The sequence below is a fragment of the Prauserella sp. PE36 genome (assembly GCF_003311655.1).
In the GTDB taxonomy this organism is placed as follows: Bacteria; Actinomycetota; Actinomycetes; order Mycobacteriales; family Pseudonocardiaceae; genus Prauserella_A; species Prauserella_A endophytica.
The window spans coordinates 182,526-195,099 of the sequence record NZ_QEQT01000087.1 but is presented as its reverse complement, the minus strand read 5'-3'; the positions used below and the strand labels follow the sequence as shown (position 1 = coordinate 195,099).

Annotated in this window: 11 protein-coding genes; 5 read left to right on the top strand and 6 right to left on the bottom strand. The window is 73.4% G+C overall.

The features are described from left to right. The first annotated feature begins 46 nt into the window (after positions 1-46). Positions 47-880, top strand: coding sequence for a 1-acyl-sn-glycerol-3-phosphate acyltransferase (locus DI005_RS26290; RefSeq protein WP_112267209.1), 834 nt, complete (start codon positions 47-49; stop codon positions 878-880). Between the two features lie 41 nt (positions 881-921). Then, positions 922-1,902, top strand: a complete 981-nt coding sequence (locus DI005_RS26285) for a DMT family transporter (RefSeq protein ID WP_113643955.1) — start codon at positions 922-924, stop codon at positions 1,900-1,902. A gap of 198 nt (positions 1,903-2,100) precedes the next feature. Here the strand turns inward: DI005_RS26285 and DI005_RS26280 are convergent, their stop codons facing one another. From DI005_RS26280 to thyX, 5 genes are all read right to left on the bottom strand, one after another. Then, positions 2,101-3,798: a ribonuclease J gene (locus DI005_RS26280; protein ID WP_112267213.1), complete on the bottom strand. Its 1,698-nt coding sequence runs from the start codon at positions 3,796-3,798 to the stop codon at positions 2,101-2,103. Then, entirely contained in the window at positions 3,795-4,820 is a 1,026-nt protein-coding gene (dapA, locus tag DI005_RS26275; protein WP_112267215.1) for a 4-hydroxy-tetrahydrodipicolinate synthase, read from the bottom strand. Before dapA ends, DI005_RS26280 begins: the two co-directional genes overlap by 4 nt. A gap of 132 nt (positions 4,821-4,952) precedes the next feature. After that, positions 4,953-6,494: a serine/threonine-protein kinase gene (locus DI005_RS26270; RefSeq protein WP_112267217.1), complete on the bottom strand. Its 1,542-nt coding sequence runs from the start codon at positions 6,492-6,494 to the stop codon at positions 4,953-4,955. Positions 6,495-6,552: 58 nt separating this feature from the next. Then, positions 6,553-6,948 carry an ACT domain-containing protein gene (locus tag DI005_RS26265; RefSeq protein WP_113643954.1) on the bottom strand — a complete coding sequence of 132 codons (396 nt, stop codon included), beginning with the start codon at positions 6,946-6,948 and terminating at the stop codon, positions 6,553-6,555. A gap of 3 nt (positions 6,949-6,951) precedes the next feature. Further along, a complete protein-coding gene (gene thyX / locus DI005_RS26260) occupies positions 6,952-7,704 on the bottom strand; it encodes an FAD-dependent thymidylate synthase (RefSeq protein ID WP_112267222.1) in 753 nt (250 codons plus the stop codon). A 124-nt stretch (positions 7,705-7,828) separates the two neighbouring features. Between thyX and DI005_RS26255 the strand changes: the two genes are divergently transcribed. Continuing rightward, complete coding sequence (locus tag DI005_RS26255) at positions 7,829-8,356, top strand: toxin-antitoxin system HicB family antitoxin (RefSeq protein WP_113643953.1); 528 nt, start codon at positions 7,829-7,831, stop codon at positions 8,354-8,356. Between the two features lie 2 nt (positions 8,357-8,358). Next, positions 8,359-9,279, top strand: a complete 921-nt coding sequence (locus DI005_RS26250; protein ID WP_113643952.1) for a DUF4097 family beta strand repeat-containing protein — start codon at positions 8,359-8,361, stop codon at positions 9,277-9,279. Positions 9,280-9,349: 70 nt separating this feature from the next. Here the strand turns inward: DI005_RS26250 and DI005_RS38320 are convergent, their stop codons facing one another. Next, complete coding sequence (locus DI005_RS38320) at positions 9,350-9,568, bottom strand: hypothetical protein (RefSeq protein ID WP_158559906.1); 219 nt, start codon at positions 9,566-9,568, stop codon at positions 9,350-9,352. A gap of 151 nt (positions 9,569-9,719) precedes the next feature. Between DI005_RS38320 and DI005_RS26245 the strand changes: the two genes are divergently transcribed. Then, positions 9,720-12,530 carry a helix-turn-helix transcriptional regulator gene (locus DI005_RS26245; protein ID WP_158559905.1) on the top strand — a complete coding sequence of 937 codons (2,811 nt, stop codon included), beginning with the start codon at positions 9,720-9,722 and terminating at the stop codon, positions 12,528-12,530. Positions 12,531-12,574: the final 44 nt, after the last annotated feature.

The window sequence follows — 12,574 nt, the reverse complement described above, 5'->3', positions numbered from 1 at the left end:
AGAGGCGCTCGCAACCACGTGTCACACCCGTGACATCCTTCACCCCATGGTGGCCCTGCACCCCGAGGAGAACACGACGACACGCCCCGACCGGGACGGCGCGACGCCGGCGATCTGGCGGGCGATGCTCGCGATCGACCAGCGCGTGGTCCGGCTGGCCGGCAAGCTGCGCGTGACCGGTGCCGTGCCCCGCTCCCTGCGCGGCAGGCCGCTGCTCATGGCGGCCAATCACATCGGCGTCTTCGACGCGTTCGTGCTCATGGCGGCGTGCAGGCGCATCGGCGTCGCCCCTCGGTTCCTGCTCGCGGGCGGGCTGCTGGACGCGCCGGTGCTCGGCCCCGCGCTCAAGGCGAGCGGTCACCTGCGGGTCGACCGGGGTTCGGCGTCGGCGGTGGAGCAGTTCGCCCACGCCGTCGAGGCGATGCGCACCACGCGCGCGCCGATCATCGTCTACCCCGAGGGCCGCATCAGCCACGACGCCGGGTTGTGGCCGGAGCGGGGCAAGACCGGTGCCGCGCGGCTCGCGCTGGCCTCCGGCGTGCCCGTGGTGCCGATCTCCCAGTGGGGCGCCCACGAGGCGGTCTACTGGGGAACGGAGCGGGTCGAGGGCGTCGCCGACGTGCTGCCGCTGCTGCGCTCGGGCCTCACCTCGCCGCTGCGCAGGCCGACGTTCAAGGTCCACTTCGGCGCTCCCGTCGACCTCTCGGAGTTCGCGGCGAGCAGGCCGGGCGACGCCGTGAAGGCGCACGCGGCCATCATGCGCGCCATCACCGACGGTCTCGTCCCCCTGCGCCGGGACGAGCCGGACGTCCCGCGGTTCTTCGACCCCACGCGGCCCACCGACACCCGCAGCCCGTGGCGGCCGTCACCGACGCCGTAAACCAGGCGAAATCTGTCGGTTCCCCGTCTTAAGGTCCGGGTGTGTCCGCCGATGTCTCCGCCAGCTCCACCACCTTCGTGGCCCGCCGTGGCCGCGGGACCGCACTGCTCCTGCTGGCCTCGCTGTCTTTCGGCAGCTCCGGGGTGATCGGCAAGCCCGCGATGCTCGCGGGCCTCGCGCCCGAGCAGGTGGCGACCGCCCGGATCGGGCTGGCCGCGGTGGTGCTGCTCGCGGGGGTGGCGCTGGTGCGGCCGAGCCTGCTGCGCGTGCCGAAGGGCCAGTGGCGGCTGCTGCTCGGGTACGGGTTGCTCGGGGTCGCGGGCGTGCAGCTGTTCTACTTCATCTCCGCGTCCCGCATCCCCATCGGCGTCGCGATCCTGCTGGAGTTCAGCTCGCCCGTGCTGGTGGCGCTGTGGGTGCGCTTCGTGCGCAGGGTGCGGCTGCCGTGGCCGATGTGGATCGGCATCGCGCTCGCGCTCGGGGGGCTGGCGATGGTGGCCCGCGTCGGCGAGGGCCTGCGGCTCGACGCGATTGGCCTGCTCGCGGGCGTGGGGGCGGCCCTGTGCTCGGCGGCCTACTTCCTGCTCGGCGAGCACGGCGTGGCCAACCACCACCCGCTCGGCATGGTCACGTGGGGCATGGTCATCGGCGCCGTCGCGGTGTGCGTGGTCTCGCCGCCGTGGACGCTGCCCGCCTCGGTGCTGGCGAGCCCGGCCGAGCTGGGCCCGTGGCGGCCCCCGGTGTGGGCGCTACTGCTGGCGGTGGCCCTGGTCTCCACCGTGCTCGCCTACCTCGCGGGCATCTCGTCGCTACGCCACCTCCCGGTCGCGGCTGCCAGCGTGCTGGCGCTGGTGGAGCCGCTCGTGGCCACCGCAGCGGCGTGGCTGCTGCTGGACGAGGCGCTGACCTGGGTCCAGCTGCTCGGCGCGGCCGTGCTGCTCGGTGGCGCGCTCCTGGTGCAGCTCACCTCGCCGGGCAAACAGCAGCCCACGGCGGGCGAGCCGCTCCCTCTCGAGAGCTAGCCCGGCGGCACCCGCGAGGGAGGCGCGCAACCGGCCGCGCCCGCGAGACTTCCAAGGCAAGGCAGGACAGGCAAGACAGGCAAGGACGACGACCGACTGGGGAGGTCACCATGAACAATCCGACCCGTGCCGAGCAGCGCCGCGCCCGCCGCGCCCTGCTGGTGCAGCTCGCGACCGTGGGGCTGGCGCTGCTCGCCGTCAGACGGAGATGACCGTGGGCACGATCATCGGCCGCCGCCGGTAGGTGTCGGCCACCCACCGGCCGACGACCCTGCGCACCGCCTGCGCGATGCGGTGGGTGTCGGTGATGCCCTCGATCTCCGTGCGCGAGAGCTCCATCTCCACGAGCGATACCGCGGCGTCGAGCGCCTTCGGGTCGTCGGAGAACCCGCGCCCGGACACGGTCGGAGGGCTCACCGCCCGGCCCGTCGCCGAGTCCACGGCCACGTTGATCGCGATGAAGCCGCCCTCGCCGAGGATGAGCCGGTCGGACAGCGTCGACTCGCCGACATCGCCGACGGAGAGCCCGTCGACGTACACGTAGCCGACCTCGACGCGCCCGGTGGTGGTGGCCTTGCCGTCGACGAGGTCCACGACGACTCCGTCCTCGGCGAGCACCACGTTCTCCGGCGCCACTCCGGTGCGCACCGCGAGCGCACCGTTGGCGCGCAGGTGCCGCCATTCGCCGTGCACCGGCATGACGTTGCTCGGCCGGATGGCGTTGTAGAGGAACAGCAGCTCACCGGCCGAGGCGTGCCCCGACACGTGCACCTTGGCGTTGCCCTGGTGCACGACGTCGGCGCCGAGCCGCACCAACCCGTTGATCACGCCGAAAACGGCGTTCTCGTTGCCGGGGATCAGCGAGCTGGCCAGCACCACCGTGTCTCCCGAGCGGATGGAGATCTGCCGGTGCTCGCCCCGCGCCATGCGCGACAGCGCCGACAACGGCTCCCCCTGCGAGCCCGTGGACACGAACAGCACCTTGGTCTCGGGAAGGTTCACGGCCTCGTCGAGGCTGATCAGCAGGCCCTCCGGGATGTTCAGCAGGCCCAGCTCGGCCGCGATGTCCATGTTGCGGACCATCGACCTGCCGACGAAGGCCACCCGCCTGCCGTGCCGCACCGCGGCGTCGAGCACCTGCTGGACGCGGTGGACGTGGCTGGCGAAGCACGCGACGATCACGCGCTGGCGCACCCGCGCGATCACGTCGTCGAGCACGGGCCCGATGTCGCGCTCGGGCGTCACGAACCCGGGCACCTCGGCGTTGGTCGAGTCGACGCACAGCAGGTCCACGCCCTCGTCGCCGAGCCGCGAGAACCCCGCGAGGTCGGTGAGCCTGCCGTCGAGCGGCAGCTGGTCGAGCTTGATGTCACCGGTGTGCAGCACCAGCCCCGCCGGCGTGCGGATGGCGACGGCCAGTGCGTCGGGGATCGAGTGGTTGACCGCGAAGAACTCCAGGTCGAACGCCCCGACCGTGCGCCGCTCGCTCTCGGTGACCTCCACCAGCTGCGGGCGCTGCTTGTGCTCCTTGCACTTGGCCGCCAGCAGCGCGAGCGTGAACCTCGAGCCGTACACCGGCAGGTCGGGCCGCAGGCGCAGCAGGAACGGGACAGCGCCGATGTGGTCCTCGTGACCGTGGGTGAGCACGAGCGCCTCGATGTCGTCGAGCCGGTCCTCGATCGCCCTGAAATCGGGCAGGATCAGGTCCACGCCGGGCTGGGCGTCCTCGGGGAACAGCACGCCGCAGTCGACGACCAGCAACCTGCCGTCGTACTCGAAGACGGTCATGTTGCGCCCGACCTCGCCGATGCCGCCCAGCGCGACGACACGCAGGCCGCCCTCCGGCAGCGGCGGTGGTGCGTTGTTCGGTCCGGGTCCAGATACCAGTTCCGTCACCGATGAATGGTCCCAACGCTCGTGTGTGTGGTCGGTGCGACGTACGCCGCCGCCGAGTCGGCCTGCGCGACGCGCGAGCCGGCCCAGTCGCTCGTCGGGTGCGCCTCCAGCGGGACGCCGGCCGCGGTGAGGTCGGCAGCGATCGCCTGGATCTGCTCTTCGACGGCGGGCACGATCGGCAGGCGCGGCTCGCCGACGTCGTAGCCGCGCAGCCGCAGGGCGGTCTTGCTGAACACCACGCCGCCGACGCGGGAGAACGCCCGGTACACGGCGAGCATGCCGCGGTGGTTGGTGCGCGCGGTGGACGTGTCGCCGTCCTCGTAGGCCTCGATCATCGCGCGGATCCGGCCCGCCACGACGTGGCCGATCACGCTCACCACGCCTGCCGCGCCCACGGACAGCCACGGCAGGTTCAGCGCGTCGTCGCCGGAGTAGTACGCGAGGTGCGTGTTGGCGATGACCTCGCTGCCGGCGAGCAGGTCACCCTTGGCGTCCTTGACGGCCACGATGCGCGGGTGCTCGGCGAGCCGCCGCAGCGTGTCCACCTCGATGGGCACGATCGAGCGAGGCGGGATGTCGTAGAGCATCATCGGCAGCTCGGTCGCGTCGGCGACGGCCGAGAAGTGGGCGTACAACCCGGCCTGGGTCGGGCGGGAGTAGTACGGGGTCACCACGAGCACGCCGTGGGCTCCGGCCTTTTCGGCGGCCTGGGCCAGCTCGACGCTGTGGGCGGTGTTGTAGGTCCCGGCGCCCGCGATCACGGTGGCGCGGTCGCCGACGGCCTCCACGACGGCCCTGATCAGGTCGGCCTTCTCGGCGTCGGTCGTGGTGGGACTCTCGCCCGTGGTGCCGTTGAGGACGAGCCCGTCGTTACCCAGCTCCAGCAGGTGCACGGCGAGCTCCTGCGCCCGCTTCAGGTCGAGGGCACCCTCGGCGTCGAACGGGGTGACCATGGCGGTGAGCACCCGGCCGAAGGGTCTGCCCGGCGCGGCGGTCGGCGGGGTGGACGGTGCGATCGACATGCTGCTGACGGTACCTCCTCAGGCCCCCGGTGAGTGCGCCGACCGCGCCGATCGAGGGCCCTGCGACGCGGATCGCGACGGCAGGCGGAGGATCGCCCGTCTCACCGGTCCGGGACGGGAATTCCTCCTGGTCTAGTTGACCTGGTTGGTCTGATAACCGTTGAGCCGGCCGTCGTTCGCGCCGACGACGAAGCAGTAGATGTAGCGCACCGGGTCGCTGGTGCTGTCCTCCGGCGGCTTCGCCCACTCGGCCCGGGACGGAACCACCGCCTGGTACTTGAGGGAGGACCGTGCCTCCGGCCGGATGCGGTTGGAGTAGAAGGCCACCGCGCACTTGGCCTCGGCGAACGCGTTCAGCCGCTCGGGGCCGGGATAGTCGGCCGCGTCAGCGCCCTCCTCGTCGGAGAGCCCCACGGGATACGAGCTCTCGTACAACTGGGCGTCGTGCTCCTCGTCCTCGCAGTCCACCCAGTTCTGGCTGCTGATCGAGCGGCCGGCGCCGATCGGGCTGTTCACGCACCAGTACGAGCTGCCGTCGAAGTAGTAGCTCTCGATGTCGCCGCCCTCGCCGTAGGTCAGGGTCGGCGCCATCGCCTCGTCGACCGAGGGGCTCCACACGGGCTTGCCGAGGAAGAAACCGCCCGCGAGCAGGGCGACGGCCGCCACCGTCCCGCCGACGAGCAGACCCTTGCGCTTGCCCTTGCGCACCGGGGGCCGCTGCTGGGCGAAGGCCGTTGGCGGGCCCATCATGGTCGGCGGCTGGCCGCCGTTCGGGTAGAGCGCGGTGTGCTGCCCGCCGGGCGGGGTCGACGGCGCGTAGCCGGGCTGCTGCGCGGCCATGCCCAGCAGTCCGCGAGCCTGTTCGGCGGTGATGCGGGCCTCGGGCGTGGAGATCAGCATGCCCATGATCGCCGACGCGAGCGGTCCCTGCGCGTGGGTCAGGAACGGCACGTCGTGCATGATCGCGTGCAGGGTCGCCGCCGTGGTCGAGCGTTCGAAGGGCAGCGAGCCCTCCACAGCGAAGAACAGCGAGGCGCCGAGCGACCACAGGTCCGAGGCCGGCAGCGCCTCGCGGCCCGCGACCCGCTCGGGGGCCATGAACGCGGGCGAGCCGACGAGCATGCCGCTGGTGGTGAGCCGGGGGTCGTCGACGGCCTGCGCGATGCCGAAGTCGGTGAGCTTCACGCGCCCGTTCGCGCCGACCATGATGTTGCCCGGCTTGACGTCGCGGTGGACGATCCCGGCGGTGTGCGCGGCCTGCAGCGCCGAGAGCACCTGGTCGCCGATCGCGGCCACCTGGTGCGGCGGCAGTGGTCCCTGTGACCTGATCACGTCCGACAGCGTGGGCGCCTCGACGAGCTCCATGACGATGAACGTGGAGTCACCCTCGCCGATCACGTCGTACACCGTGACCACGGCGGGGTCGTTGAGCTTCCCGCCGGTGCGCACCTCGCGCAGCACCCGCTCCTGGAAGACGCCGGCGTCCTCGGCGCCGTCGGGCAGACGCAGCTCCTTGATCGCGACGTGCCTGCCGATCACGGTGTCCTCGGCGCGGTGCACGACGCCCATCCCGCCGCGGCCCAGCTCGCTCAGCAGGCGGTACCGGCCGGCGATGACGCGCGGCACCGCGGTCGCCTGCGTGGTCTGGGTCTGCCGGAGCTGCTCGTCGGTCACCGCTTGTGTCCCCTCGTCGTGTGCGCCCAGATGTTAGCGGGCGGCCGATCACGGGGTGTCAGACTCCGTGAACCTCGTGCCCTGCGGCTTTGAGCGCGATCACGGCGCGGCCGAGGTCCGGCGCCTTGACGAGCACGTGGTCGGTTTCGAAGGTGGACAGGCTGAACAGCGCGACCCCGGCCGCGGCGAGTTCGCTGGAGAGCGCGGCGATGATGCCGGTGAGCGTGAACGCGAGCGGCCCGCGCACGGTCAGCAGCCGCCAGTCCGCCTCCACCTCGGCGTCCTGGGGCGCGACCGCGGCCGGGCACACCACCGACAGCTCGGTGGCGGTGCGGGTGAGCGAGACCAGTTCGCCGTCGATGGGGTCGAGCAGCTGCGACGGCAGTGCCGCCGCCGCGTCCAGCCGGGCGACGGCGTACTCGCCCGGCTGGATGTCGATCACGAGACGGCGCACCCGTCAGCCCTCGAGGACCTTCGGGCTCGAGGCGACCTCGGTGCCGTCCGGCAGGGTCGAGATCGTGAAGTCGGCGAAGACGTTTTCCGCCGCCTTCTGCAGCTGCCGCAGGCATTCCACGGCGAGCGCCCGGATCTCGACGTCGGCGTGCTCGGTGGCGCGCATGGCGATGAAGTGCCGCCAGGCGCGGTAGTTGCCGGTGACGACGATCCGCGTCTCGGTGGCGTTGGGCAGCACCGAGCGGGCGGCCTGGCGCGCCTGCTTGCGGCGCAGCGTGGCGCTGGGCGCGTCGGCGAACTTCTGCTCGAGCCCGGCGAGCAGCTCGGTGTAGGCGTCCACGCTCGCCTGCGCGGCGGCGACGAACTTGTCGTGCAGCTCCGGGTCCTCGGCGATCACGTCGGGCTCCACGAAGGCCGCGTCGCGCTCGGGCACGTAGCGCTGCGACAGCTGCGAGTACGAGAAGTGCCGGTGCCGGATCAGCTCGTGGGTGAGCGAGCGCGAGATCCCGGTGATGTAGAAGCTCACCGAACCGTGCTCCAGCACCGAGAGGTGACCGACCTCGATGATGTGGTCGATGTACCCGGCGTTGGTCGCGGTCTTCGGGTTGGGCTTCTTCCACGACTGGTAGCACGCCCTGCCCGCGAATTCGGCGAGCGCCTGCCCGCCGTCCGCGTCCGTCGACCACGGCACGTCCTCCGGCGGGAAGAACTCCGTCTTCGCGATCAACCTCACCGTGGGTGACACCGTCTCGGCCACGTCCGACTCCCTCCACCTCTGCGACTGCGGGCAGCGTATCTCCCGCGCCCGACAATCCCGGTTGACGTCACCAGACGCCACGGCGACAGTTGCGTGATGTCAGAAGTGGCGTCATAGTGGTGTCATGGATTTGACGCCGTACCTCGACCGCCTCCGGGAGGACCTGAGCACCGCGGCCTCCGCTGGCGACGAACAGACGCAGCGCGCGGCGGCCGTGCTGGCGGCGGCGCTGGAGCCCGCCGCGAGGCTGACGCTGATGAACGCACTGGCCGACCTCGCCGCCGAGGTCACCGCCAACCTGCCGGACCAGGTGGTGGAGGTCCGGCTCGACGGCCGCGACGTGCGCGTGGTCGTCACCGGGACCGGGCCGGAGTCGCCCCGTGCCCCCGGCACGCCACCTCCCCCGCCGGCGCCACCTACGCCGCCGTCCGCCGACACCGGGGACATCAGCCGCATGACGCTGCGGCTGTTCGAGCAGATCAAGTCGCAGGCCGAGCAAGCGGCCGCGGCGCAGGGGGTCTCGCTCAACACGTTCGTCTCGCAGGCCGTACAGGGTGCCCTGCAGGGCACCCACCAGCACCAGCAGTGGACCGGGCCGAAGCACCGCGGCGGCGGTAGCCGGTCCCACCTCCACGGCTGGGTGGAGGGATGACCATGACCGAGCAACCACAGGACGCGCCCGAGGAGCTGGTGCGCAGCCAGACGTTCGACGCCGAGGGCCCGCTGGAGCTGGACCTCGACGTGACGGTGGGCCGCGTGGACGTCCGCCTCGGGGACGGCGACGTCCTCGTCGAGATCCGGCACGACCCGTCCGCGCAGGCGCCGTGGACCGAGGGCGTGTCGAGCCTGCTGAGCTGGGTCGGGGAGCGCTTCGGGGGCCAGTTCGGAGGCGCGTTCGGCGCCGACCTCACCGGCTCGCCGAGCGACGCGGTGGAGCAGAGCCGCATCGAGAAGACCGGCAACCGGCTCGTGGTGAAGGGGCCCAGACCGCTGCCGCTGCGCAACACCCCGCTCGCGGTGACCGTGCATGCGCCGGAGGGCTCGCACCTGAACGTCCGCACGGGTACCGCGAACGTGACCGCGACCGGCACCGCGGGACGGGTCGACGTCTCCACCGGCTCGGGTGCGGTGGACCTGGAGGGCGCCGAGGGAGCGGCGACCGTGCGCACGGGCAGCGGCGCGGTGAAGCTCGGGCCGTTGCCCGCGGGACTGCAGCTGCGCTCGGGCAGCGGTGACGTCGAGGCGAGGTCCCTGCCGGGTCCCGCGACGCTGGCCACCGGCACGGGCGACGTGTGGCTCGGCGAGGTGGCCGGCGAGGTGCTGATCCGGACCAGCAGCGGCGACCTGTCCGTCGCCGACGCGGCGGCGGGCTCGATCGAGGCGATCACGGGCTCGGGCGACGTCCGCATCGGCGTCCGCGGCGGGGTCGCGGCCGAGATCGACCTGTCCTCGGGCGCGGGCCGGGTGTCGAGCGAGCTCGACGTGGCGGACACGCCGCCGGAGGGCGCGGTGCCGCTGACGATCCGCGCCCGCACCGGCTCCGGCGACGCCATGATCACCAAGGCGGCCAGCTGACCGGCCGGGGGTGAGGAAGCGGCGGCCCGGCGTGACGGCCGGGCCGCCGCTCAGCGTTCGAGGGTCCTGTTCACGAGACGGACGGGAAGGCGCGTGCGCCGGGTGCGCCCGAGCGCGTGACCGTTCCTCTCGTCGCCCGCACCGTGTTGGACACCAGCGCCCGCAAGACGACGCGCTGCCTGCCGAGCGCGCCCGCCTCGCGCTCGCGCTCCATGATCGCGGCCAGGAGGCCCTCGCCGGGCGTGCTCAGGCCGAGCCAGGCGGCGCAAGACGACCGGCTCGCGACCACCCGCACCAGGTTCCCCAAAGCGGGAGCGAGGGAGCTTCACTGCCGGAAAACGGGAGTAAAGCTCCCTCGCTCCCATCCAGCCGGGGCGCGAAAGGAGCCGTCACCACGCCGCGGCGGCGCTACGCTCGGCGTGGTCATGTGCAGTCAGGTCGTGAGCCCCGTCTTCGCGGGCCGCCGCGAGGAATCCGCCCGGCTCGCCGCGGCGTTCGCCATCGCGACGGCGGGCGACCCGGCCACGGTCCTGATCGGAGGCGAGGCGGGCGTCGGCAAGTCCCGCCTGGTCGAGGAGTTCCTCCGCACCGGCCCAGGGAACGTGCTCGTCCTGTCCGGCGGCTGCCTCGACGTCTCGGGTGACGGCCTGCCGTTCGCCCCGTTCGTCGCCGCGCTCCGCGGACTGCCCGGCGAGCTCACCGGCACCGAGCGAGAGACGCTCGCCCCGCTGCTGCTCGCCCCCGCCCCGCGCTCCGGCGACGACGCGCGCCTGCGCCTGTTCGAGGGGCTGCTCGCGCTTCTGGCCCGGCTCGCGGCAGCGCGGCCCGTGGTGCTCGTCCTCGAGGACATCCACTGGGCCGACCGCTCCAGCCGCGACCTCATCGACTTCCTTGTGCGCAACCAGCGAGCCGCCCCCGGGACGCTCCTGCTCGTCACCCACCGCTCCGACGAGCTCGGCCGCGCCCACCCGGTGCGCGCGCTGCTCGCGGGCCTCGGCCGCGTGCCGTGGGTGGAGCGGCTGGAGCTGCGGAGGCTGACCAACGCAGCCGTCGTCGCCCAGGTCCGCGGAATCCTCGGCCACGAGCCCGATCCGGAGTCGCTGCGGGGGATCATCGCGCGCAGCGACGGCAACCCGCTCTTCGTCGAGGCGCTGGTCGACAGCGGTCCGGGGACCACGGTTCCGGCCTCGCTGGAGGACCTGCTGCTCGCGGGCGTCGAGCAACTGCCGAAGGCGGGGCGGGAGGTGCTGCGGGCCGCCGCCGTCGGCGGGGCCAGGGTGCCGCACTCCGTGCTGGCCGCCGTGCACCACGGCGACGTCACCGACGCTGTCCGCGCCGCCGTCGACGCCGGGACGCTGCTCGTCGACGGCGACGACTACGTGTTCCGGCACGCGCTGATCCGCGACGCCGTCCACGCGAGCCTGCTGCCGGGCGAACGGGTCGCCCTGCACGCCCGCTACGCCGCGGTGCTGGCCGGCGTTCCCGGCGCGCACTCGCGGCTGGCCCACCACCTCTCCGCCGCGGGCGACGCACCCGGCGCGCTCGCCGCCGCGTGGGAGGCGGCCGGCTCCGCCCGCCGGTCGCTGGCCCACGCGGAGGAGCTCCGCATGCTCGAACGCGTCCTCGAACTCTGGCCCGACGTCTCGGACGGCGCCGAGCGCATCGGCCACGACCGGGCGGCGGTGCTGGAACACGCCGCCCACGCCGCCGCGCTGGCCGGGGAGCCGGAACGCGGCGAGCGGCTCGCCACCGCCGCACTCGCCGAGCTCGACCGCGGCACGCACGCCGCCCGCGTGGCCCTGCTGCTCGACCTGCGCGCCCGGCTGCGCGGACGGCTCGGCACGGGCGGCGCGCTCGACGACCACCACGCCGCGGTCCGCCTCCTCCCGGCCGGGCATCCGGCTCGCGGCGCCCTGCTGAACTCGCTCGCCGAGCACCTGCTCGTGGTGCCGCTGCCCGACGAGGCGCGGCACGCGGCCGAGCTCGCGCGGGAGGAGGCCAGCGCGGCGGGCGACGACGCCACCGAGGCCTCAGCCCTGATCACGCTCGCGGTGCTCGCCGCCCGGATCGGTGACCTCGACGGCCAGCTGCCGCTGCTGGCCAAGGCCCGCGCGCTGGCGGAGAGCGCGGGCGCGGACGGGGTCCGGCTGCGGTCACTGCGGTTCGAGGCGCACCTGCTCCAGGCCTACGGCAGGCTCGCCGAGTCCGAGGAGGTCGCCCGCCGCGGACTGGCCGCCGCGCACCAGGCCGGGCTCGCGCGGTCGGCGGGGCCCGAGCACGCCGTCGACCTGATCGGCACCCTGCTGCTGGCCGGGCGCTGGGCCGAGGCGGCCGAGTCGCTCGACCACGCTATGGAGCTCACCCAGCAGGGCACCACCCACACGAACCTGCTGGCCTACAAGGCCTACCTCGCGCTGCACCGCGGCGAGCTCGACACCGCGGCCGATCTCGCCGCACGGGCGAAGGCGCACAGCACCGGGTCGGCGCCGCCGCCGACACTGTTGCTCGTGCCCCGGCTCGAGGCCGAGCTGGCTCTCGCCCGTGGTGAGCCCGCCGAGGCGGCGAAGATCGTCCCGCCCGCGCTGGAGTTCCCCCATCTCGCGGTCTCGTCCCGCTTCACGTGGCCGCTGCTGGTGGTCGGCGCGCGCGTGGCGGGCGCGGCCGGAGACCTCGCGCTCCTCGGGACGCTGATCGGCCAGGCGGCCGGCACCCGGATCGCCGGACCGGTCCAGGCGGCGGAGGCGCGCACGTTCGAGGCCGAGGCGGCGCGGGCCCAGCAGCAGCCCGACCAGGCGCTGTGGGAGACCGCGGTGGCGGCGTGGGAACCGCTCGGCCACCCGCTGCACCTGGCGACAGCGCTCCTGGGTCTGGCCGAGGCTCGGCTGGCCACGGGTGCCGGGCGCGACGCGGCGGTGGTCCCGTTGCGCAGAGCCGCAGAGCTGACCGAGGCCCTCGGCGCCCGGCCGCTACACGACGCTGTCACGGCGCTGGCCAGGCGAGCCCGGATCGGCCTTCCCGGCGAGGACGGCACCGGCGAGCAGCCCCGATTCGGCCTGACCGCGCGCGAGCTGGACATCCTGCGGCTCGTGGCCGAAGGCCTGAGCAACCGCGAGATCGGCGAGCGGCTGTTCATCTCACCGAAGACGGCGAGCGTGCACGTGTCGAACATCCTCGGCAAGCTCGGCGTCGCCAACCGCGTCGAGGCCGCGGCCACCGCCCACCGGCACGGTCTGCTCGGCACGCCGGAATAGGGCTCGTGCCTCATGCGCGGGCGGGCACCTTAGCCCGACGCTCG

What these genes read in the sequence shown, in the direction of transcription:
- DI005_RS26290 (WP_112267209.1), top strand. Translation starts at nt 47, where the DNA reads ATGGTGGCCCTGCACCCCGAGGAGAACACGACGACACGCCCCGACCGG.
- dapA (WP_112267215.1), bottom strand. Translation starts at nt 4,820, where the DNA reads ATGTCGATCGCACCGTCCACCCCGCCGACCGCCGCGCCGGGCAGACCC.
- DI005_RS26255 (WP_113643953.1), top strand. Translation starts at nt 7,829, where the DNA reads ATGGATTTGACGCCGTACCTCGACCGCCTCCGGGAGGACCTGAGCACC.
- DI005_RS26250 (WP_113643952.1), top strand. Translation starts at nt 8,359, where the DNA reads ATGACCGAGCAACCACAGGACGCGCCCGAGGAGCTGGTGCGCAGCCAG.